Source organism: Thalassospira sp. Z349TD_5, assembly GCF_056173045.1.
On the sequence record NZ_CM149654.1, the window covers coordinates 233,838 to 256,262 of the forward strand.

Annotated in this window: 17 protein-coding genes; 10 read left to right on the forward strand and 7 right to left on the reverse strand. The window is 50.4% G+C overall.

The window, feature by feature from the left end:
- Positions 1-12: 12 nt before the first annotated feature.
- The 5 genes from AC0VXT_RS01080 (at position 13) to AC0VXT_RS01100 (ending at position 5,196) form a co-directional block, all read left to right on the forward strand.
- Positions 13-1,179: an MBOAT family O-acyltransferase gene (locus AC0VXT_RS01080; protein WP_475547156.1), complete on the forward strand. Its 1,167-nt coding sequence runs from the start codon at positions 13-15 to the stop codon at positions 1,177-1,179.
- A 368-nt stretch (positions 1,180-1,547) separates the two neighbouring features.
- Positions 1,548-2,324 carry a hypothetical protein gene (locus AC0VXT_RS01085; RefSeq protein ID WP_475547157.1) on the forward strand — a complete coding sequence of 259 codons (777 nt, stop codon included), beginning with the start codon at positions 1,548-1,550 and terminating at the stop codon, positions 2,322-2,324.
- A gap of 3 nt (positions 2,325-2,327) precedes the next feature.
- Positions 2,328-2,615: a hypothetical protein gene (locus AC0VXT_RS01090; protein ID WP_475547158.1), complete on the forward strand. Its 288-nt coding sequence runs from the start codon at positions 2,328-2,330 to the stop codon at positions 2,613-2,615.
- 236 nt (positions 2,616-2,851) lie between these two features.
- Positions 2,852-4,288 (forward strand): MBOAT family O-acyltransferase, encoded by a 1,437-nt coding sequence (locus tag AC0VXT_RS01095; protein WP_475547159.1) that lies wholly within the window; start codon positions 2,852-2,854, stop codon positions 4,286-4,288.
- A gap of 14 nt (positions 4,289-4,302) precedes the next feature.
- Positions 4,303-5,196 (forward strand): hypothetical protein, encoded by an 894-nt coding sequence (locus tag AC0VXT_RS01100; protein ID WP_475547160.1) that lies wholly within the window; start codon positions 4,303-4,305, stop codon positions 5,194-5,196.
- A 96-nt stretch (positions 5,197-5,292) separates the two neighbouring features.
- Here the strand turns inward: AC0VXT_RS01100 and AC0VXT_RS01105 are convergent.
- A protein-coding gene (locus tag AC0VXT_RS01105; protein ID WP_475547161.1) for an IS5 family transposase occupies positions 5,293-6,050 on the reverse strand; the annotation gives its coding sequence in 2 pieces (ribosomal slippage) (positions 5,293-5,715 and positions 5,718-6,050; 756 coding nt in all).
- A gap of 1,393 nt (positions 6,051-7,443) precedes the next feature.
- Positions 7,444-8,358 carry a GlxA family transcriptional regulator gene (locus tag AC0VXT_RS01110; RefSeq protein WP_475547162.1) on the reverse strand — a complete coding sequence of 305 codons (915 nt, stop codon included), beginning with the start codon at positions 8,356-8,358 and terminating at the stop codon, positions 7,444-7,446.
- 146 nt (positions 8,359-8,504) lie between these two features.
- Here AC0VXT_RS01110 and bcoG point away from each other — a divergent pair, with 146 nt between their 5' ends.
- The 3 genes from bcoG (at position 8,505) to AC0VXT_RS01125 (ending at position 11,925) form a co-directional block, all read left to right on the forward strand.
- The gene (gene bcoG, locus AC0VXT_RS01115; protein ID WP_475547163.1) at positions 8,505-9,416 is read left to right on the forward strand and encodes a 3-dehydrocarnitine:acetyl-CoA trimethylamine transferase BcoG; all 912 of its coding nucleotides are present in this window, start codon (positions 8,505-8,507) and stop codon (positions 9,414-9,416) included.
- A complete protein-coding gene (locus AC0VXT_RS01120) occupies positions 9,416-10,873 on the forward strand; it encodes a carnitine 3-dehydrogenase (protein ID WP_475547164.1) in 1,458 nt (485 codons plus the stop codon). The genes bcoG and AC0VXT_RS01120 overlap by 1 nt, the downstream gene beginning before the upstream one ends.
- Before the next feature lie 113 nt (positions 10,874-10,986).
- Positions 10,987-11,925, forward strand: coding sequence for an alpha/beta hydrolase (locus tag AC0VXT_RS01125; RefSeq protein WP_475547165.1), 939 nt, complete (start codon positions 10,987-10,989; stop codon positions 11,923-11,925).
- 75 nt (positions 11,926-12,000) lie between these two features.
- On the opposite strand, the gene AC0VXT_RS01130 is transcribed toward AC0VXT_RS01125, so the two are convergent.
- From AC0VXT_RS01130 to AC0VXT_RS01150, 5 genes are all read right to left on the reverse strand, one after another.
- Positions 12,001-14,007 (reverse strand): CocE/NonD family hydrolase, encoded by a 2,007-nt coding sequence (locus AC0VXT_RS01130; protein ID WP_475547166.1) that lies wholly within the window; start codon positions 14,005-14,007, stop codon positions 12,001-12,003.
- A 107-nt stretch (positions 14,008-14,114) separates the two neighbouring features.
- Positions 14,115-15,746, reverse strand: coding sequence for an ABC transporter ATP-binding protein (locus AC0VXT_RS01135; RefSeq protein WP_475547167.1), 1,632 nt, complete (start codon positions 15,744-15,746; stop codon positions 14,115-14,117).
- Complete coding sequence (locus AC0VXT_RS01140; RefSeq protein WP_101303301.1) at positions 15,739-16,566, reverse strand: ABC transporter permease; 828 nt, start codon at positions 16,564-16,566, stop codon at positions 15,739-15,741. The genes AC0VXT_RS01135 and AC0VXT_RS01140 overlap by 8 nt, the downstream gene beginning before the upstream one ends.
- Entirely contained in the window at positions 16,563-17,570 is a 1,008-nt protein-coding gene (locus tag AC0VXT_RS01145; RefSeq protein WP_022731798.1) for an ABC transporter permease, read from the reverse strand. The genes AC0VXT_RS01140 and AC0VXT_RS01145 overlap by 4 nt, the downstream gene beginning before the upstream one ends.
- Positions 17,571-17,761: 191 nt before the next feature.
- On the reverse strand, positions 17,762-19,351 hold the full coding sequence (locus AC0VXT_RS01150) for an ABC transporter substrate-binding protein (RefSeq protein ID WP_022731797.1): 1,590 nt from the start codon (positions 19,349-19,351) through the stop codon (positions 17,762-17,764).
- An 866-nt stretch (positions 19,352-20,217) separates the two neighbouring features.
- Between AC0VXT_RS01150 and AC0VXT_RS01155 the strand changes: the two genes are divergently transcribed.
- Both AC0VXT_RS01155 and AC0VXT_RS01160 read left to right on the forward strand, forming a co-directional pair.
- Positions 20,218-20,631 (forward strand): universal stress protein, encoded by a 414-nt coding sequence (locus AC0VXT_RS01155; RefSeq protein ID WP_276651519.1) that lies wholly within the window; start codon positions 20,218-20,220, stop codon positions 20,629-20,631.
- Between the two features lie 65 nt (positions 20,632-20,696).
- On the forward strand, positions 20,697-22,367 hold the full coding sequence (locus tag AC0VXT_RS01160) for a BCCT family transporter (RefSeq protein ID WP_475547168.1): 1,671 nt from the start codon (positions 20,697-20,699) through the stop codon (positions 22,365-22,367).
- Positions 22,368-22,425 lie beyond the last annotated feature (58 nt).

Below are 22,425 nucleotides of genomic sequence, written 5' to 3' on the forward strand. Positions count from 1 at the left end.
GGTCTCCTTGACATGCTATTCAATTCACCAGAGTTTATTCTGGTCTTTCTTCCGCTAACATTGATCCTGTTCTACGGATTGGCGAAGATTGGTGTTTCTGCCGCTGTTTGGGGGTTGCTTGTCTGCTCTTTATTTTTTTACAGCTGGGAGTTGCCGCAATGGTTGGCCATTCTGGTGACGTCGATTGTCGGTAATTTTCTAATTGGCCGACATATTGGTAAAAGCGGGTCAAGGTTTTTATTGATTGTGGGCATAGCCGCCAATCTGGCCGTGCTTGGGTGGTTCAAATATGCCAATTTTTTTGTTGAGTCGCTGGCATGGTCGTCTGATGATATTTTCCCGCATTTTGAAATAGCCTTGCCCATTGGGATATCATTCTACACTTTTCAGCAGATTGCGTTTCTCGTTGATTGTCGGCGCGGCGAGTGCCACGATTACAGCTTTGCAAAATATGCCCTTTTTGTAAGCTTTTTTCCCCAATTAATAGCAGGACCAATCGTCCATCATCATCCTGTTATGCACCAACTCAATTCGAGGTTGTTCGGGCAGTGGCAACTGTCCAATACATCCGTCGGTGTATCAATTTTTGTCTTTGGCCTGTTCAAAAAGGTCATTCTGGCCGACAATTTCGAGATTTTTGCTACCCCGGTTTTTGCTGCGGCAGAACAGGGTGAGGACATTCATTTTATAGAGGCTTGGGGCGCGGCTTTTGCGTACAGCTTCCAGATATATTTCGATTTTTCCGGATATTCAGACATGGCCGTCGGTCTGGCCAGAATATTCGGCCTGAAATTGCCCATGAACTTTTTCTCGCCGTATAAAGCCGGATCAATCATAGAATTTTGGCGGCGATGGCATATTACCCTTTCGACTTTTTTGCGGGACTATTTGTATTTTCCCCTTGGCGGTAATCGCCTAGGGTCCGTTCTGAGATATCGGAACCTTTTTATCGTCATGCTCATGGGGGGGTGTGGCACGGAGCGGGTTGGACTTTCGTTGTTTGGGGCTGCCTTCACGGGGCGTACTTATGTGTTAACCATCTATGGCGCCATTTTGACTTTCACGTATCCAGATCGCCTTTCTATGCTTTCTGTTCCTGGGGGCTCACATATATTGCGGTTGTCGTGGCCTGGGTGTTTTTCCGCGCAGAGAGCTTCAATGGGGCATTCGCAGTGTTGACAGCTATGATAGACGTGCCCGTTTTTGAACCACTTGTCATAGATGGACTTTCGAGAAGTGGATATACCCACCAACTGTTATGGTTGACGATTGGGGCGGGAATAGTATGGGGACTTCCCAACACAATCGAATTGTTTAGGAAACATCAACCGGTTCTGGAAGTCATACCTTCTGATGCGGGCATTGTGGAAAAGCTATGTCAGTGGCGAGCGATCCCCTTTTGGTTTGTAACTGTTGCAATTATCTTTTTTCTGTGCCTGCCGCTTACGTTCGGTACAAGCCCTTTTCTTTATTTCCAGTTTTAATCAATGGCCCATATGTTGAGAAAAACTCTGCCTCGGCTCGGTAATATTTTAGGAAAAACCCTTGTGGCGATGCTTGGCGTTTTTATCGTGGCCGAAGTGTTGCTAACGCTGGTCGGGGGGGCGGGGGCTCCGAATGTGGTTTTTGTTGAAAATGCAGGCTATCGTTACGTGCCGCATACCAGCTTCACAAAGCTTGATCGACTTAGCAATACTCTTGTCCCGGTCAATATCAATGCGGATGGTTTTCGCGATGGTGACTGGAAGGACACATTGAAGGATTCTTCACATAACATCGCTGTTATCGGAGATAGTGTTGTCGCGGCATTGGACACGCGTGAACCTCGTCGCTTTACCGAACTGCTGGAACAAAATATTTCAAGAGATTCATCAGGTCGTATGCAGGTTATGAATATGGGAATTGGAGGTCAGCAGGTCATCAACTATCTGGATCAGGTTCATTATACCAATAAAAATTTTGCACCTGATCTTGTTTTTGTTGTGTTGTCCAGTGGAGACGATTTTACCGCTACAGAACAACAAACGATTCGGGATGGCCTCCGTATCGACTATTCCATTAAAGATCAAAAAGTCATTCGTTCTGTAATTCCGCTAAGCAGATATGAAACACTTAAAAGGCGGTTACTTGGCTGGATACGCCCGTTCTGGTTGGCGCGAATTGGTTTGCAAAACCTGCAACTGATCCGGGACAAATTATTGAACAGAATAAAGTTCCATTTTTCCGTCAAAGGGAAACAAGATGCTAGAGCAGAGCATCATTCGTGTCCCTTAACCGGTACGGTGGAGGAAGAAAAGTTACTTCTAGTGTCTGCCCTGATTTAGGAGATGAAGCAGATACTGGGCGAGCGGCTTGTTCTCACACTGGTCCCGATAGAAGCAGAACTTCGAGATTATCAAAACGACAAGGTTTGTGATCCAGCTCGTGTTCACGACTGGATCAAAACATTTACGGCAAATGAAAACATTGCATTTGTTCGACTATATGATCAGTTCGTGAAGCACCGAAATAAGAATTTGTTTGTTGATGGCGGTCACCTAAATGATTATGGGCATGAGGTGGTTGCAGATGAACTTGGCAAGTTTGTTCAAAAACATATTCAATACAATAAGTAAATGATCTCAATCAGAATATATTTCTACTATTCTGTGTTTTCCCTAGTATTGGGTTTAATTACTTTTTCAACGCGGGACAAAAAAATATTTTTTTGCTTTCTGCTCAAAAATATGTTGCGGCAACACTGGATAAGAAAATTGCAACTTGATACTGCTATGTCCCTGATGGAATTTAAAAGTTTGTCTGGTTGTGGGGATGTTGCACAGCAATATTGCCGCCGATTTTGGATGGCAGTATGATTTTCAACTCCACCGATTTTCTGTTTTTTATCCTGATTTTCTTGCCGGTTTTTTTTCTGGTACGTGGACGGTTACGCGTATTGTGGATGCTGGCTGCTTCCTATGTTTTTTATGGCTGGTGGGATTGGCGGTTTTTGTCGCTGATCATGGCGTTGACCATTGTGGATTTCTTGATTGGTCGCGCGATGGTCGAGGCCTCGGAAGCGGCTAGACGTAAATTGTTGTTGATGGCCAGCCTTGGGTTTAACTTGGGTCTACTGGCAGTTTTCAAATATTACGACTTTTTCATCACTTCTATGGTGGCATCCCTTGCTGGAATCGGGGTTGAGGCCAATTTACCGCTGCTGAATTTAATTCTGCCGGTTGGTATATCATTTTATACCTTTCAGACCCTTAGTTATTCGATCGACATTTATCGCGGCCAATGCCAACCGGAACCGGACTTTTTAAGGTTTTCTGCTTTTGTATCGTTATTTCCGCAATTAGTTGCAGGACCTATTGTGCGAGCCCAGTCATTGCTGCCGCAGTTGCGACAGGATCATCCATTTGATATCGCACAACTGCTGCATGGCACCGAAATCATTATCTGGGGCTTTTTTCTGAAGATGGCAGTTGCGGATAATCTGGGTTTTTATGTTGACCCCCGCTTTGCCAATCCCGAGCAATATGGCGGTGTTTCTTTGTTGCTGGCAACGATCTTTTTTGCTTTCCAGATTTACGGGGACTTCGCGGGCTACAGCCTAATTGCGATTGGTCTTGGGCGTTTGATGGGCTTCGACTTTCCGATTAATTTTATCCGGCCTTACTTTGCGACAAATCTTAGCGATTTTTGGCAGCGGTGGCATATTTCCCTGTCCAGTTGGTTACGGGATTACTTGTATATTTCCCTTGGCGGCAACCGGGCGGGCAAGAGCAAAACCCTGCGCAATCTGATGTTGACCATGTTGCTGGGTGGTTTGTGGCACGGAGCGGCCTGGACATTTGTGATCTGGGGGGGGCTGCATGGTAGTTATCTTGTTCTGCAAAATACTATCGGGGCAAAATTTTCTCAGATCATGCCCGAGAACCTATTAACCCGGCTGGTGCGGGTTCTGCTGGTCTTTGCCCTTGTCAATCTGGCTTGGATTTTCTTCCGGGCTGACAGCCTTGATCTGGCTTTGGAGATTGTCCGTTCGATTGCTTTCGTGCGTGACGGCACCGCAGGTCTTGTAGACAACCCATATGAAATGTTGAAATCCCTGATGATGGTTGCCTTGCTGGTATTGGGGGAGACCTGGCTGGAGTGGCAATGCAGAAAAAATGGGGGTAAGGGAACGCCTCTTCGCTCGATCATTCCGCTGCATATTCGTGCGGTGTCGGCCATTGTAGCGGTCTGGATGATTTCCCTGTTTGGGGCCTATGAAGGAACCCGGTTTATCTATTTCCAGTTTTAGAGGCGGGATGCAAAATGATGAACTGGCTAAAACGAAATCCCTTGATAGGCATTCTGGTCTTGGTGTTTATCGCGTTGGTCGGCGACCGGTTGGCAGTTCGTCTCGGACAGTTCACTGTCTTGCAATCAACCATGCCTCATATCGGCCTTTATAATGGCAAGGGAGAGGGGGATATTCTAATCCTTGGCAATTCCCGAGCCTATCGGCATATTGACGAAAAAATGCTAGCGAAGGCCACAGGCAAAAGCGTTCGCAATTACGCTATGCCAGCGGCTGGTGGTCGCTTCCTGATTACTGTGCTGGAAGATTACATTAGCCACTACGGGGTGCCTGAGCGGGTAATCTTTGAGCCGAGCGCTCTGGCGTATGATGACGATCAGTTGGTTTCTCATCGCTGGTTCCGGCATATGTCTGACAACTTTGACGCAGCATTGTATAAAGCTGACGAGAAATTGTGGTGGGCTGGCAAGATTTTTAATTTGGTTGATATGAACAGCCTGTCTTTTCTGAATTGCCTGCACAAGGTGGTATCTCCATACCGCCATAGTTTCCGGCACGGGGTTGTCGCCGATGATGTTGAGATACCTTCCAATAAAAGCTATTTGAAGCCTAGCGTTGAAGGGCGCGAAGCTCTTGAGCATTTGGCGAGTTTAAGCAGAAGGTATGGTATTGCGCTGGATATTGTATTTACGCCTCTGTATCCAAAATTTCGGGATATTCAAACAGAATATGGCGTTGAGCAACTCAAAGCGTGGATTTCGAAACAAGCTCCCTGGGTTCGCATTTTGTCGTTGGAAAATTCGGTTTCCCAGACTGAAAAATTTGCCGATCTAACTCATCTGAATGAAGTAGGTAAAAATCTTATGATGAATCAATTACTGCTCTATTATCGAAGTGATAACAGGTAAGCGCATATCGTGTATCTTGACTTTACTGGATCTCAACATCAAATTATCTTCTGCCAGTTTTATAAAAATCTAAGTATGTCTAGGCTCCAGACTCATTCAAATCCAGAAGCAGACGAGTGCGGCGAGACATAAGGCGGCCAGGAAGTTTTCGGCCTTTTTGTCGTAGCGGGTGGCGATACGGCGAAAGTCCTTGAGGCGACCGAACATGCGCTCGATGACATTGCGATTCTTGTAACGCTTTGCGTCAAAGGCATGTGGTGCTTTGCGGTTTGAACGGTTCGGGATCACCGGCTGAATGTTTAATCCCACCAACCAGTCACGCCAATGGTCCGCATCGTACCCCTTGTCGGCGAGCAGATAACGGGCGTTGGGCAAATGCCCCGCAAGCATCACGGGGCCGGAGATATCAGCGACCTGGCCGGGCGTCAGGCAGAAGGCAAGCGGTCGGCAGAGGCTGTCGCTTATGGCGTGAACCTTGGTGTTGCGCCCGCCCTTTGTATGCCCGATGGCCTGAACAGAAGCCCCCCTTTCCCGCCTGCCGCAGAACGGTGTGCCTTGACGTGTGTACTGTCGATGGAAATCTCTTCCGGGACCCGGGCCAACGCCGACGTCAGCTCCGCAAACATGTACTGCCAGATGCCTTTTTGAGACCAGCGATTATAGCGATTGTAAACCGTCGTATGCGGGCCGTATTCGGCGGGGCAATCCTGCCACCGGCAACCCGATTGAAGAACATGAATAATCGCTGAGATCACCCGCCGGTCATCAACCCGCCGCCGTCCGGCGGCACGATACGGAAGGTGTGGTTCGATCAATGCCCACTGTTCATCCGACAACCAAAATCCACGCTTCATACCTTAAACCTCCCAAATGGATATTTAAGGTATTGAATCAGTTAAATGTTAATGAGTGCTGACCCTAGGTTTCCAATTGTTGATAAAATTTATATCTGCTTATCTTTTTTTGTTAACAAATACTTGGTGTCGATAGTTTTCTGCGATTACCGGCATTGAAAGTGATACGCGATTTATTGCACTCGAAGGATTCCAGTCTAAACTTTCTGATACTTATTTAGTTCCGTGACAACATGTCAGTAAGCGACAATTTTACCGTGCGCTGAATTTCGTCTTTGCAAGCAGTTTTAGGTTCTTTGTTTTGGTTTTTTTCAAAAGAGCGTTGAACAAGAATCTTGGCTGATAAATACGTGGTGAAGCTGGGATTTTCTGGTGATTCGAGTCTCTTGGTGCAGTATTCGGATCCGCAACTTTCCGGTATTCTGAGTCTGTTCTCATGCATTATGATTCTGACGATATTGGTTCCCAGTGAATGCCCGCAAGTCCGGGCAAAGTAAGTTAAGGAATCGCTCAAATGGAGTGCCTCTAAGCAGAAGATCGAGCACGATGAGATCGCGTAGACTGCGTCGTGCCGTATCAGCCAACCCATCCGCTCGCCCTCACTCCATCTTGTCCCGTGATGAGGAAATCGAGCCCATCAATTGCCTACGGGTGGGTTCAAAGTGATTTGTGTCCATATGATAAGTGGCCAACATAGACTTAATGTAAGAATACAGCCTAGGAAAAATCATAAAGATGACAGGGAAATCATGAGACTTTACTAGCGTCGTTCTGGCAGCACGTTTAGTGTTTGGTATATCTACGTATGCGCAAACGGTCAAGGTAACACCGCTTGGTGCGCAGCTTGAACAGGCGAGGATTACTCGCCTATACAGGTTCACTAACCGGTTATGATTTGACTTTTCTAATGGTCTTTCGGTCACTCTTTCGGGTGATACCGGACTGACAGCAGTGCAGGACCTTATGGTCCGCCAACATTATGGTGTGAAACTTGCCGTGACGAATATTGGCGCTACTTACATAACCGGCTCAAAATAACGGGGGCTGTGTTGTCAATGACATGGTTAAACCGGCAGCGGTTACTCCATCTCATGGCGACAAAAGATGTGACGGTTCGTGATGGTACATGCTCAGAAACCTTCATCAAAGCCGTTAATGTTCCGGTTCATGTGCTGCTGAGTGGCAAGACCATGGAGTTTGACGTTAGCGGTGTTTGCGCGACTAGCTGTTAAACTAAGCGTTTTGAGACTTTAATTAAAAGGTTGGGACTTGAAACTCCGCCCTTCTTTTTTAGGGCCTCGACCATGTTCGCCTTGATCGCGAACACAACATTAAGGGTCGGTGTAATGAAGGTTGGCATTGTCGATTCGGAGACGGTGCGAAGTTCGGTCGGTTAACTGCTACCGGAGACACGGCTTTTTCTGATCGTGCGGATGGTGGTACCAAAGGTTTTGGAAAAGGCCCGACTTAGTGTTGCACTGCTTGTGAAACCTGTTTTAAGGGCGATGATGCTAAGTGCAAAGTCGGTTCCCCGCGCGAGGTCACGTGCCCGACCAAGGCGTAGCATTTGATAGTATTTTCCCGGTGATATTTGTAAGTTGTCCTGAAACACGCGGTCGAGGCTACGCACTGAACATCCCGCCTGTTTTGCAATATCCTTAAGCGGTATCGGTGTTTCGATACGTGACATCATTGCGCCAACTGCGCGGCGTAAATCGTCCCCACCGGCCCCCTGTAACCGGTCTGCACCGCGGGTCAGGTGATATTGATTTTCCGCGTCATAGACAAACAGATTGCTGACATCAAAGGCGACGGCAGGGCCAAATTGTTGTGCCAGAATATGCAGCATCAATTCCATCACGGTTGAAGCGCCGCCCGATGTGATCATCCGACCATCTTTAATAAAGCGATCTGAACGGACAGAAATATCTGGAAATTGTTCCTGGAACTGATCAAGTTCCTGCCAGTGAATGGTCGCGGTTTTTCCACTGAGCATATGGCAACAGCCAAGAAGCCAGGCGGCTGTATCAAGGCCAATAATGTTGCGGGCATGGTGCGCAGCATTCTGAAGTCGCGCGCGGATTTTAGGTGTGGTGTGATCGCGCATGCCATAACCGGAAACGACCACCAGATAGTCAATATCTGCTTTGGTGACTGTGTCAGGCAGAGATGCTTGCGGGGTGATCGTAAGGCCACTGGAACTTGTGACAGGTGCCCCGTCAATTGTGCAGATCTCCCAATTTATGGCCGGACCATTGGGCAGGCCGTTGGCGGCGCGAAGCGGTTCGAGCGCACTGGCCAGCACCATGTTGGAAAATCCGTCAAACAGGACGAAAACAAATCTATGAAACTTATTTGGCATAAAATGCAAAATAAGTGACGGAATAAGCAAAATCAAATGGGATGTGGTTCGATAAGCTAAATTCATCATTTTGATCAGCAAGAGAGACCGTCATGCCCCTTACCATGAACCGCGAGGTTTTCATCACTGCTGCCGTTACCGGAGCGGGTGCGACACAGGACAAATCCCACCATGTGCCAAGATCGCCGGCACAAATCGCCGCCAGCGCGATTGATGCTGCCAAGGCGGGGGCGGCTGTTGTGCATTGTCATGTGCGCGATCCTGAAACGGGCGCGCCGTCGCGTGATCTGGGGCATTACCGTGAATTGACCGAACGTGTCAGGGCGGCGGACGTTGATGTTGTCTTGAACCTGACGGCAGGTATGGGCGGGGATATTGTTTTTGGATCAACTGAGGCACCGCTGCCCGTCAACAAAGATGCCACCGATATGATCGGCGCTACGGAGCGTATGGCCCATATTGCGGACTGTTTGCCGGAAATCTGCACCCTTGATTGCGGGACAATGAACTTTGCCGAAGCCGACTACGTCATGACCAATACACCGGGCATGTTACGTGCCATGGGGCAGATGATGACTGATCTTGGTGTCAAACCGGAGATCGAAGCCTTTGATACCGGACATCTGTGGTTTGCCAAACAACTCGTCTCTGAAGGTATCCTGACCAGCCCGGCATTGGTGCAGCTTTGCATGGGTATTCCATGGGGGGCACCAAATGATCTGAATACCTTCATGGCGATGGTCAACAATGTGCCGTCTGACTGGGATTGGTCGGCCTTTTCGATTGGCCGTGATCAGATGCCCTATGTTGCGGCATCGGTTCTGGCGGGCGGGAATGTTCGCGTTGGACTGGAGGACAATATCTATTTGTCCAAGGGCGTTCTTGCGAGCAATGCCCAACTGGTTGAGCGTGCAGTTGGTATTGTTGAGGGCATGGGCGCAAAGGTGATTGGTCCGGATGCGGTACGCAAAAGGCTTGGTCTGACCAAGCGGGAGCCACGCTAATGTCCAGTACCAACCCAAATCCCAAAAAAGCAGCAGTTGTTGGCGGCGGCGTTATCGGTGGCGGCTGGGTCGCGCGTTTCCTTTTGAATGGCTGGAACGTTTCTGTGTTTGACCCGGATCCGCAAGCAGAACGCAAAATCGGCGAAGTTATTGAAAATGCGCGCCGTAGCTTGCCCGCACTTTATGACCGCACACTGCCAGCAGAAGGGATGCTTACTTTTCATGATGACATGGCGAGTGCTGTCGCAGATGCGGATTGGATTCAGGAAAGTGCGCCTGAACAACTGGCGCTAAAACACAAAATTCTGGCGGATATACAGGCCCATGCGCCAAAGAGTTGCCTGATCGGTTCGTTGACATCTGGTTTCAAGCCAAGTGAGTTACAGGAAGGGTCGAGCAATCCCGGTCAAATCGTTGTCGCTCATCCGTTTAACCCGGTTTATCTGTTGCCGTTGATCGAAGTTGTACCGTCCAAGGCGACAGATGCCGCAGCTGTTGATGCCGGGTGTGAAATACTGCGATCCGTTGGCTTGAAGCCACTTGTCGTGCGCAAGGAGATTGATGCGCATATTGCCGACCGATTGCTTGAAGCGGTTTGGCGCGAAGGTCTTTGGTTGGTGCATGACGGCGTGGCAACAACGCAGGAAATTGATGATGCCATCCGGTTTGGCTTTGGTTTGCGTTGGGCACAGATGGGGCTTTTTGAAACCTATCGCATTGCCGGGGGCGAAGCCGGTATGGAACATTTCATTGGGCAGTTTGGCCCGGCATTGAAATGGCCCTGGACTAAATTGATGGATGTGCCTGAACTGACCCCTGAGCTGACCACCCGGATTGCCCAGCAATCGGACGATCAGTCCGGTCATATGACGATCCGCGAGCTTGAACGCCTGCGCGATGACAATCTTGTCGGCATGATGCGTGCGCTTAAGAAATCTGGCAGCGGTGCGGGCGGCACGATTAATGATCACGAAGCATCCCTGCAAGATCATGGGTCAATTGATCACCTTCCCGTCACAGTAGATCGCCAAATTCCACAAAGCTGGACCGATTATAATGGGCATATGAACGAAGCTCATTATGTTGAAATCAGTGCACAGGCGAGCGACCGTTTCATGGAGCTCATTGGCGCAGATGCCGAGTATATAGCCTCGGGAAGCAGCTATTTCACGGTTGAAAACCATGTTTGCTATGTGCAGGAAATCACTGCTGGGGATCGTATCTCTGTGACGACGCAGTTGATTAAGGGGCTGGGCAAAAAATTACATCTGTTCCATCGCCTGATGACGGTAGATGGACAGATTGCTGCAACGGTTGAGACCATGTTGCTACATGTTGACCTTAAAACGCGTCGGACGTCTGAGCCGGGTGGGATTGTCGCGACAAATCTGGCTGAAATCGCGGCCGAGCACGATGGTTTGGCCAAGCCTGAACAGCTTGGTCGTGCCATTGGGTAACCTCAAAACAGTTTAAGACGGGCAACAATAATGTCGTGATAGCCCCTGCAGTCTTTAACTGCGGGGGTATCCGCGTTACGCTATTGCACGTTTTCTCCAATGAGGTCCCGTTGATGTCGCGTTCTGATCAGGTTTCTTCCGATCTTGTGTATGACCCAATGCCGGATGAAGAAGGTATTCGGTCCTTTATTGCCAAATGCGATGGTTTCTTTCCGCCAGACGCGGTCGCGGCGGGCATTGACCAGCAGCGCAAATGGTACGATGCACTCTGTGCAGAATTTACCTTTCCCCATCCCGACGGGATGGGGGTCGAAGATGATGTGATCGGTGATGTGCCCGTGCGCCATTATCGCCCGGCAATGGTAACCACGAACCATAAGATTGTTTATATGCATGGCGGCGGGTTTGTTGTGGGGTCGCGGGATAGCCATGATTCGATCTGCGCTGAAATTGCGCAAGCTGCCGGTGCTGAGTTAATCGCCATAGACTATCGCCTTGCACCGGAACATGTGTGGCCCGCCCAGCACGATGATTGTTATCGTGTGGCGCAAAGCCTTCTGTCAGCGGGGCGGAAGCTTGTTTTGGTCGGGGACAGTGCCGGTGGCATGTTGGCCGCGGGTCTTGCGGTGCGCGCGCGTGAAGAGGGCTTTGGCGACCGGATTTTGGGCCAAGTATTGATTTATCCGGCTCTTGGCGGTGATTTGAACTGGCCAAGTTATGGTCAGATGGCCAATGCGCCGGGATTAAGTACGGATGACGTGATTTATTACCGGGATGTGCTTAAGGCCCCAATGGATGATCCATTTGCCCATGCGCTGTCGGTTGAAGATTTACGTGGGCTTCCGCCAACCTATATCACGGCAGCCTATTTTGATCCGCTGCGTGATGACGGGCGTGAATTCACGGCCCAATTGGCCCGTGCCGGGATTGATGTGCAGTATCGCGAAGAACCGCAATTAATCCACGGGTGGCTGCGGGCGCGGCACATGAGTGACGCGGCAAAAGCCGGGTTTTCACATTTGTGCGCAGCAATTGCGCAAATGGTGGGCTGAAAAAAGATGATGGTCGGGCAAATACAGATTTAGATGGAACGTTTAAAAGGGCCGGATAACCGGCCCTTTTCGTGTTTACATGAAATTGCGGGGAATGGTTTTTTCCCATTTCTTTTCAAATATTTGTTGATCATCCTCGCAGGCGATCACCCATGCGCTGACAAACCAGTTGTCGCGATCACAACTGAGTTCGGCATGACAATCTGTGCGTACCGACCATTCATCACGCTTCAAATCGCATGTCCATGCCGCCTCGCCGCGCATGCTATTGGGATCAAGCGGATTGATGGTCCAAGTTTCGCTGCGTACTGAACGGGTGGCAAGACGGGAATCTGGATGTTCGAATAAACCGGTATCTTCATAGATGCGGTATCGTGTTTCGTTCTGTGTGAGGTTACGCTGCACACTGCGTTCAGTGCGGCTTGGCTTATGTTCGATATAGGTCGGTAACGGATTGGGGTTGTCGGGTTGCTTAACCGTAATTTTTTCATGATCGCCCAAAAGCGGCAGATCAAATTTGATTGATGATGGTGCAATGGTAAGCCCGGCATCAAAGGGCGGCGGCAAAATCATCGGCCAGTAGGATGTCGAAAGTGCCATACGAATACGATGGCCGGGTTTGAAACGATACCCACATGCATCGAGTGTCAGCGTGATTGTGACTTTCTTATCGCGCGGCATCGGTTGCGGATTGTCGTAATTCGCCGCTGGATCGCGATGCGCCAAGTTTAACACGCCAAACGAAACCCGGGTTGCCGTGCCGTCAGGATGAACATCAACAAGACGCGCGCACAGGTTTGACCAATCTGCGTCGCATTCAAGATCAACGTTCAGCACCGGGCGCCCCAAAAGGTTGACCTCAACGTCAAGCGGGGTGGTTTCAAACACCAGCGATCCGGCATCATCACCACGCTGATCAATCGCCATTTCCGCGTCGGGTTTCAGGGTGAAATATTCTCCTGACGCCGTCCCGGTATCGAGCGGTGATTTCAAATAGATATCGGCAGCAGGAATTTCATCGTCGCCAGCCTCAAACGATAGTTTTCCGTCTGCCACAAACATCGAACGGGTTTCAGGTGTGGACCAACTGTCCTTGGCAATCCAGAACCCCGGATCAAAGTCCCGACGCGGGGCGGGTTTTACCCCCTCAAGGATATAGGCACGCATCTGTGGCAGGGTATCGGCACCATTATCTTCATCGCGCAGCCATTTGTTCCACCAATTGATTGCCTCGCCGATAAAATCGGCACGCGGTTTTGGCCATGCGAAATGCGGATATTTGTGCACCCATGGACCAATCAGCGCCTTGGACCGGTCAGGCATGCCTTCAATCGCCCGGATTGGGGTGTTGCGATAGCCATCGGCCCATCCGGCTAACACTATGGACGGGATTTTGACCGCATCGAAATCTTCGCAGATTGACGCATGTTTCCAGAAGTCATCACGGGTCTGATGGGCCAGCCATTCCTCCATAAAGAAGGGTTCTTCTTCAAGGCGATGCAGCCACATTTTCCGCCACTCGTCGCCGACCAATGCCGGGTCAGGTGTGCGTGATTGATAGGCCAGCATGGTCGCAGCCCATGAAAGTTGCACAGCCAGATGACAACCGTTTTTATAGTGAATGTCGTCGTTATATCGATCAACGGTAGAGGCAATAGAAATCACGGCCTTAAGCGCCGGAGGATTAAGGGCCGCGACCTGAAGGCAGTTAAACCCGCCCCATGAAATCCCCATCATGCCGACCGATCCATTGCACCAGGATTGTTTGGCAATCCATGCAATCAGCTCAACCGCGTTGGCCAGTTCAAGTTCGGTATATTCGCCGTCAATTACGCCATCAGATTCACCCGATCCCCGGATATCAACCCGGACGCCGGCGATCCCGGCCTTGGCAAATTCTGGATAGGTCGCCTCATCGCGCGAACAGGTGCCATCGCCTTTGCGATAGGGCAGGAATTCAAACACGGCGGGGACCGGATCGGCATCGGTGCCATCGGGCATCCACATGCGCGCGGCAAGTCGGGTGCCATCGTCCAAAGTGATAAAGGTGTTTTCAATAACAGTGAATTTGCGATCGGACATTGTGGGGCGTCCTTTGGGGCTTGAAGTTTTGGTTTACGGGATGGCTTATGACAAAAGGCGGACCGTTTGATACGATCCGCCTTTTGTTGCATGTTCTGAACGACTTGTCAGTGACCAGCACTTTCCATTTTACGTGTGGCAAGGACATTTTCCAGCCAACCCAGCTTCATTTCCGGAACCGACTTCAACAGGAGGTCGGTGTAATCATCAAATGGCGGGTTCAGGACTTCTGACCTTGGCCCGAAATCGACCAGCTTGCCTTGCAGCATGACGGCAACGGAATCGGCAATCGCGCGTACAATCGCAATGTCATGGGTGATGAACAGATAGGATACCTGGCGTTCTTTCTGCAAACGCATCAGAAGATCCAAAATCCCCTCGGCTACCAGTGGATCAAGGGCCGAGGTTGGCTCATCACACAAGATCAATTCCGGTTTGGCCGCAAGCGCGCGCGCAATTGCAACGCGCTGTTTCTGGCCACCGGAAAGTTCCGCTGGATAACGATCATAGAATGTTTCGCCCATCTCGATTTCATCAAGAAGTTCGATGACTTTTGCCTTGCGTGCGGCACCGCGCATGCCGAAATAGAATTGCAGTGGACGGCCGATAATCTGCCCCACTGTCTGGCGCGGGTTCATTGCCGTATCGGCCATTTGATAGATCAGCTGAATACGGCGTAAATGGTCGCGTGACCGTTTCTTTTGTTCGGCAGAAAGTTCTTCGTCGAAGAAGGTGACCTTGCCTTCAAACGGAGGCAAAAGGCCGGTGATGACACGTGCCAGTGTCGATTTTCCCGAACCAGATTCCCCGACGACGGCCAGGGTTTGGCCACGTGGCACATGCAGTGACACATCGTGGAGAACCTGCACGCCATTTCCATACGCCGCCGAGATGTTTTCAACCTTTAGCAACGCATCGGATTGATCGCGGGCTTCGGCTAGTTTGGTCTGACGGACATTAACCAGCGCCTTGGTATAGTCCTGACGCGGGTTTTCAATGATCTGTTTGACCGGACCGTATTCAACCGTATCGCCATTGCGCAAGACCATGATGTCATCAGAAATCTGCGCGACGACGGCAAGATCATGCGTGATGTAAAGTGCTGCTGTTCCAGTTTTCTCAATCGCGTTTTTAATCGCAGCCAGAACATCAATCTGGGTTGTGACATCAAGGGCGGTTGTCGGTTCGTCAAAGACGATTAGTTCTGGGTTGGAACAAAGCGCCATCGCCGTCATGGCACGTTGGAGCTGACCGCCGGAAACCTGATGGGGATACCGGTCCCCAAAGTTGTGGGGATCGGGAAGGCCAAGGATTTCAAACAGGTAATCTGCGCGCTTTCGTGCTTCCTCGCGTGTCATCAACCCGTGTTCAATCGAACTTTCAATCACCTGATCACCCAGCTTATGTGCCGGGTTAAAGGATGCTGCGGCCGATTGCGCAACGTAGCAAACACGTGCACCGCGGATGCTGCGAATGCCTTTTTTGTTCATCGACAGGATGTCTTCGCCATCAAGCAAAACTTCCCCACCAGTGATGCGGACACCACCGCGGCCATAGGCAAGGGCAGCCAGACCAATGGTGGATTTACCTGCACCAGATTCCCCGATCAGACCAAGGACTTTGCCCTTTTGCAGGTCAAAGGAAATCCCGTGAACAATGTCGATATCCTGCGGGTCTTCACCCGGTGGAAAAATGGTCGCGCCAATGCGCAGATCGCGTACCGATAAAAGATCAGGCATCACCGCGTCCTCCTTTCAGGCTGGACGTACGTTTTAACAACCAGTCGACGACCATATTCACACAGACGGCCAATGCTGCAATTGCCCCGCCGGGAATAAGGGCGGCCTGAATGCCGAAAATGATACCGTCCTTGTTGTCTTTGACCATGCCGCCCCAGTCCGCCGCAGGCGGCTGAATGCCAAGCCCAAGGAACGAAAGGGTTGATAGGAACAGGATCGAGAAGGCAAAACGAAGGCCAAATTCAGCAAGTAATGGAGAGAGCGCATTGGGCAGAATTTCGCGGAAAATGATCCACATCCGGCCTTCACCGCGCAGCTTGGCGGCTTCGACAAATTCCATAACCGCAATATCAAGCGCCACGGCACGACCCAGACGATAGACACGCGTGGAATCCAAAATTGCCATAACGGCAATCAGTATAAAGATGTTTTGCGGCAGGACGGCCAAAACCACGAGGGCAAAGATCAATGTCGGGATCGACATCATCAAATCGTTCAGGCGTGAGAGCCCCTGATCAATCGGACCGCCCGATACGGCGGCTGTGAAGCTCAGGAAAATACCGATCGAAAACGACAGGATGGATGCCGCAAGCGATACAAACAGCGTTGTTTGTGCACCGTAAATCAACCGCGATAACAGATCGCGTCCAAGGTTGTCTGTCCCCAGTAGGTAAAGCTCATTGGCGGGTTCCCAAACGCCGGCAACAATTTCACGTTCGCCAAAGGGTGCAATAAGGGATGCAAAAACAGCACAGAAAAATGCAAATAGAATGCCCAGAATACCGATCCAGGCGGTCAGCGGGATTTCACGTAATCTCATCGCGGATGCCTCAGTCTCGGATTGGCGATAATGGCGACAAGATCGGCCACCATGTTCAAAAGGATATAAACCGCAGCAAAGATTAGGCCGCAGGCCTGTACCACGGGCATGTCGCGTACCGTAACGGCATCGACCATATATTGCCCCATGCCGGGATAGACAAAGACAACCTCCACCACGACAACACCGACCACTAGATAGGCAAGGTTCAGTGCAACCACGTTGACGATTGGGGCAATGGCGTTTGGTGCGGCATGTTTGACAATTGCCTTAAACGCGCCAAGGCCTTTGAGCTCTGCGGTTTCCATGTAGGCCGATGACATCACACTGATGATGGCCGCACGCGTCATGCGCATCATATGGGCCAAGACCACCATAACCAGTGTTGCCGTTGGCAAAGCTATGGCCGCCATGCGTTCAGACCACGGCATGCCGTCATAGACGGTTGATGGAAATGTCGCGACACCCAGCTGAACAGCAAAGAAGACAATCAGCAGATAGCCGATAAAGAATTCAGGCAATGAAATTGCTGCCAGTGAAAGGATGTTAATCACACGGTCGGGAATACGGTTGCGATAATGGACCGCAACCATGCCAAGGCCAACGGCCAGCGGTACGGATATGGCTGCCGCAAAGAACGCCAGGAATAACGAGTTACCAAGGCGCTTGGTGATTTGTTCAGTTACTGGGGCACCACTGGCCCAGCTGTTACCAAAATCACCCTGCACAACCCCGCCAAGCCATTCGAAATAGCGCGTTGTGATCGGACGATCCAGACCAAGATCGGCGCGGATATTTGCAATGGACTGTGGTGTGGCCGATTGACCAAGGTAAGTTTGGGCGAAATCACCCGGCAAGGCTTCGATCCCTGCAAAGATCAGGACTGAAACAGCCCAAAGCAACAGCAAACTCAAACCCAGCCGTTCAACGATCAAGACCGTCAGCGGATGGCTTTCTTTTAGTCTGTGTCGCGCGGCGTACACGCCGGCCAAGGGATTGGCCATAAACACATTCTCCCTGTATGGGCCTGAGCGGAAATTCAAGACGGGTGGGACAACGAAGAACCATCTTCGTAACCAATCTGGAATTTTCGATCAGACCGTCATTCAATCACGTGAGCCAACAACGAGATGGGGATCACGGTGAAAACCGTGATCCCGCATAATCGTAATTGGGATAAATCCCGATCTCGATCTTAGCTATTGAGCCACAGACGTGTTGCGACATAGCCGTTTGACATGTCGTTACCAATGTCCTGAACAAAACCAGAAACATTCGTCGTCGTCGCATTCACAAAGTCGTTAAACATCGGCAGGATTAAACCGCCGGTATCACGGACCATCAGTGCCATGTCGTGGTACATTTCTTTACGCTTGTTCTGATCCAGTTCGGCACGCGCTTCGAGCAACACTTTATCGAAATCAGTGTTGAAGAAACGGGTGTCATTCCAGTCAGCCGAGGATAGATATGCTGTTGAATACATCTGATCCTGGGTCGGACGGCCACCCCAGTAAGAAGTACTGAACGGTTGAACGTTCCAGACGTTTGACCAGTAACCGTCACCCGGCTCGCGTTTGATTTCGATGTCGATACCGGCTTTTTTCGCACTTTCCTGATACAGAACGGCTGCATCAACAGCCCCTGGGAATGCAACGTCGGATGTGCGCAAGAGAACCGATCCGTCATGACCGGATTTCTTGAAGTGGAATGCGGCCTTATCCGGGTCGTACGAACGCTGTTCGATGCCTTCCGGGAACAGGGCGTATGTTTCGTTGATCGGGAAGTCGTTACCGACTTTGCCGTAACCGCCAAGAATCTTTTCAACCATGGTTTCACGGTCCATCGCATGTTTCAGCGCCAGGCGCAGGTCGTTATTATCGAACGGTGCGGTGTTGCAATGCATGATGAAGACATAGTGCCCCCGACCGGATGTAGTCTGGATATCAACATTCGGTGCACGCTTGAGCAGGCTGACGGTTTTTGGATCAACGCGGTTGATGAAGTGAACCTGGCCCGATGACAGGGCTGCCATACGGGCGGTGGCATCGTTCATCACGATCATTTCAACGGAATCAACATAGCCGCGGTCACTGCGCCAGTCGTTTTCGTTTTTAACAAATGTCGCGCGGACACCGGCTTCGAAGTTGTCGACTTTGAACGGACCGGTACCGATGCCAGAGCTTGGATCATCATACCCGCCGCCCGGCTGGATCACGAGGTGATAATCGCTCAGCAGCAGCGGTAGATCAGCGTTGCCTTCAGAAAGGGTGATGACCAAGTCGCCACCCTTGTTTTCGATACCTTTGATCGAACCGAGAACACCCAGAGCACCGGATTCCGATTTTTCATCGGTGTGACGGTTCAGGGTTTTGATAACGTCATCAATGGTCAGTTCGGAACCATTGTGGAATTCAACGCCCTTGCGGATTTTAAAAGTCCACACCGATGCGTCGGCATTCGGTTCCCAGGATTCAGCAAGTGCCGGTACAGCCAAGCCGCTTGTTGGGTGCGATTCGACAAGCGTGTCGCCCCAGTTACGGTTCATGGCAAAGGTGAACTGCGAAGAAGATTTCGCCGGATCAATGACGTCGGTTGAAGAGCCGCCCTGCAGGCCGAGCTTCAGGTGTCCGCCGCGCTTGGGTTCCTGCGCCATGGCAGATTTGCCATAAAGGCTGGTCGCTGCCGCAAGGGTCAGACCCGCGGCCATGGAACGGCCAATGAATTCACGACGGTTCATTTCGTGTGCACTGACACGTGACGCAAAATACTTGATAGGATCAGTCATCCCAGTTCCTTCTCTGATATGTCATAAACTTGTTGAATTATGTATTGCTGTGGCAGTTCCGGCCTCTTGATTGGTCTTGGTTCTTCAAGGCCGGTCTTGGTACCGTTTCGGCACATCGGGCATGGCGCAGTTCTGAATTCTGCTAGTTTTGTCATGCCTCTGCTTTTGTGCAGTTGATGAGCCCCCCTTTGGCCACAAAATTTATCCCCTATGGGTGTGTGCACTACCATGGATGCAGCTCCTAAAAAGGAAAAGCACCCAACAGCTCAACCTCACCGAAACCAATTAATGTTTCGGCGTGGCAGCACGTGTTGTGTGGGACAGACAGTGCACAAATCTGCCACATCGTGACATGGGTGCCTTGTATGCATCAAGTCGTTGGCAGGAAGTGTCAGAGGATTTTCGCACCTGAAAATAGATATTTGACCAATAATCTTCGCGAAAAAATAGCATAGAAAATCGATATGTTATTCTTTGAAACACCTTGCAGAATAAGGGGTTGATGCCGTGCGAGTGCCAATTGGTATATGCGTGAATTATCGGATTAAAAAAAAATTGAAAATTTCACGTTCGAACAGGAAAAAGACCAAACCCAACTGACAAAAGTCAGTTGGGTTGATCAAAAAATATTCGAAACTGCGATTCGAAATGGATTGCAGAAACCCAACCCTATCCAGACAGGTCTCATGAACAACTACTGTCAAACGACAGGTTCCTAGTTTTCCTCGACTATTTCGCGTATGCGAAAGACAGACTTTGTAAATGGTGATTTTGATTTAGATGCCTGTCGGTGTTACGCTTTTGAAACTGTCCTGTTGATCGTAAGCGATCTGGTTGTAAGGGTGGTGCACATAACGGAGGAATAGATGTATCAAAAGATGCTCGTGCCTGTCGATTTGGCCCACGTTGACAAATTGGAAAAGGCAATTCAAACGGCCGTCGATCTAGCTCTGCATTACAAGGCGGAAATCTGTTTCCTCGGTGTGGGGGTAAATACACCTTCGGATGTGGCGCATAACCCGAAGGAATTTGAACAGAAACTGTCTGAGTTTGCGAAATCCTGTAGCGCAAAATTTGGCGTTACTGCGACAGCAAGTGCGCATATCTCGCACGACCCAGCTGTTGACCTGAGTAAGGCACTCGTTGCCAAGGCCGACGAACTTAGTGCTGATCTGATCGTGATGGCAACGCATGTCCCCGGCGTTGCGGACCATATTTTTGCTTCTCACGGCGGATATGTTGCATCTCACTCGGATCTTTCAGTGTTCCTTGTGCGTTAAGCAACTGCTTTATCGAATTTTCGGCTAGGGGTAGCTGTAAATCAAATAAACTTAGGGAGTTTAAAATGGGGTCAGAAGCTGACACGGGCATTGAAAGCCCCGATGGTGCGGCAAACCCGATCAAGACGGATTATGAAATCGGGCAAGACAACTTCCAAAAAGAGATAGGGCCTTTTGGCCTTGATGTACACAATCCGGTCTTTTTGATTTCAGGATTGTCTATTGTTGCTTTCGTCTTCCTCACACTGGCCTTTCAGGAAAGTGTCGGGCCGATGTTTAACGACCTCCGCGGTTGGCTGACATCCACTTTTGATTGGTTCTTCCTATCGGTTGCCAATGTCTTTGTTGTGTTGTGCCTGTTCTTAATTGTCTCGCCGCTTGGCCGTGTGCGTCTTGGTGGTGCCGATGCGACCCCGGATTACTCTTATTCGGGTTGGTTCGCGATGCTATTTGCTGCAGGCATGGGCATCGGCCTTATGTTCTACGGTGTGTCTGAGCCGATTTCGCATTTCACGTCCTCGTTTGGTGGGACTGCGTTCGGGGATGACGGCATGCGGACCGACTGGGCACCGCTTGGTGCTGCGGCCGGTGATGCAGATGCCGCATTCGATCTTGGTATGGCGGCAACGATTTTCCATTGGGGACTTCATCCTTGGGCAATCTATGCCACGGTGGCACTGGCACTTGCGCTGTTTTCCTTTAACAAGGGATTACCGCTCACCATGCGTTCGGTTTTCTATCCGATCTTTGGTGAACGCGTTTGGGGCTGGACTGGTCATTGCATTGATATTTTGGCGGTTTTCGCCACGCTGTTTGGCTTGGCGACGTCACTTGGTTTTGGTGCGGAACAAGCCAACGCCGGTCTTAACTTCCTGTTTGATATTCCGGTCAGCGATGGATCAAAAGTTTTCTTGATCATTGCGATTACCGGTGTGGCCTTGATTTCGGTGCTGGCCGGGCTTGATGCCGGGGTCAAACGCCTTTCGGAAATCAATATGGTACTGGCGGCATTACTTTTGCTGTTTGTTGTGCTGGTTGGGCCGACGGTGGACATCATCACGGGCTTCTTCACCAGTCTGGTAGCCTATGTTGAATATCTGCCGGCACTTTCCAATCCGGTTGGGCGTGCCGATACCAATTTTAGCCAAGGCTGGACATCGTTCTACTGGGCCTGGTGGATTTCCTGGTCACCGTTTGTCGGCATGTTCATTGCGCGTGTTTCGCGTGGTCGCACTGTGCGTGAGTTCATCACTTGTGTCCTGATCATTCCGTCACTGGTCTGCATTCTGTGGATGACTGCATTTGGCGGAACTGCCGTTCACATGGTGACTGAAGGCGTTACTGCGATTGCCGAGGCCGGCCTTCCAATCAAGCTGTTTACGATGCTTGAACAGTTGCCATTGCAGGCAATTACATCCTTCCTTGGTATCGTTCTGGTGATTGTATTCTTTGTGACCTCGTCGGATTCCGGTTCGCTTGTGATCGATACAATCACGGCCGGTGGTAAGGTGGATGCGCCAGTGCCGCAGCGTGTGTTCTGGTGCACGTTCGAAGGACTGGTGGCAATTGCACTGCTTCTGGGCGGTGGTCTTGGATCGTTGCAGGCGATGGCGGTTTCTACCGGCTTCCCGTTTGCAATTGTTCTGCTACTGGCATGTTACTCAATCATTCAAGGATTGCGTACGGAACCCAAGGCAGTCGGTGCAAATTCCGAGGCAACTGTTGACAGCGACTGATGCCTGCCCTGCGAATTGCAGGACAAGACAATCTTAGAAAAGAAGGGGTGCAAATTTG

Excerpts from the sequence above, each read along its gene's own strand:
- AC0VXT_RS01095 (WP_475547159.1), top strand. The coding sequence starts at position 2,852 with ATGATTTTCAACTCCACCGATTTTCTGTTTTTTATCCTGATTTTCTTG.
- AC0VXT_RS01150 (WP_022731797.1), bottom strand. The coding sequence starts at position 19,351 with ATGACTGATCCTATCAAGTATTTTGCGTCACGTGTCAGTGCACACGAA.
- AC0VXT_RS01110 (WP_475547162.1), bottom strand. The coding sequence starts at position 8,358 with ATGGTGCTGGCCAGTGCGCTCGAACCGCTTCGCGCCGCCAACGGCCTG.
- AC0VXT_RS01140 (WP_101303301.1), bottom strand. The coding sequence starts at position 16,566 with ATGAGATTACGTGAAATCCCGCTGACCGCCTGGATCGGTATTCTGGGC.
- AC0VXT_RS01100 (WP_475547160.1), top strand. The coding sequence starts at position 4,303 with ATGATGAACTGGCTAAAACGAAATCCCTTGATAGGCATTCTGGTCTTG.
- AC0VXT_RS01125 (WP_475547165.1), top strand. The coding sequence starts at position 10,987 with ATGTCGCGTTCTGATCAGGTTTCTTCCGATCTTGTGTATGACCCAATG.
- AC0VXT_RS01135 (WP_475547167.1), bottom strand. The coding sequence starts at position 15,746 with ATGCCTGATCTTTTATCGGTACGCGATCTGCGCATTGGCGCGACCATT.
- AC0VXT_RS01155 (WP_276651519.1), top strand. The coding sequence starts at position 20,218 with ATGTATCAAAAGATGCTCGTGCCTGTCGATTTGGCCCACGTTGACAAA.
- AC0VXT_RS01130 (WP_475547166.1), bottom strand. The coding sequence starts at position 14,007 with ATGTCCGATCGCAAATTCACTGTTATTGAAAACACCTTTATCACTTTG.
- AC0VXT_RS01160 (WP_475547168.1), top strand. The coding sequence starts at position 20,697 with ATGGGGTCAGAAGCTGACACGGGCATTGAAAGCCCCGATGGTGCGGCA.
- AC0VXT_RS01120 (WP_475547164.1), top strand. The coding sequence starts at position 9,416 with ATGTCCAGTACCAACCCAAATCCCAAAAAAGCAGCAGTTGTTGGCGGC.
- AC0VXT_RS01145 (WP_022731798.1), bottom strand. The coding sequence starts at position 17,570 with ATGGCCAATCCCTTGGCCGGCGTGTACGCCGCGCGACACAGACTAAAA.
- AC0VXT_RS01090 (WP_475547158.1), top strand. The coding sequence starts at position 2,328 with ATGAAGCAGATACTGGGCGAGCGGCTTGTTCTCACACTGGTCCCGATA.
- bcoG (WP_475547163.1), top strand. The coding sequence starts at position 8,505 with ATGCCCCTTACCATGAACCGCGAGGTTTTCATCACTGCTGCCGTTACC.
- AC0VXT_RS01080 (WP_475547156.1), top strand. The coding sequence starts at position 13 with ATGCTATTCAATTCACCAGAGTTTATTCTGGTCTTTCTTCCGCTAACA.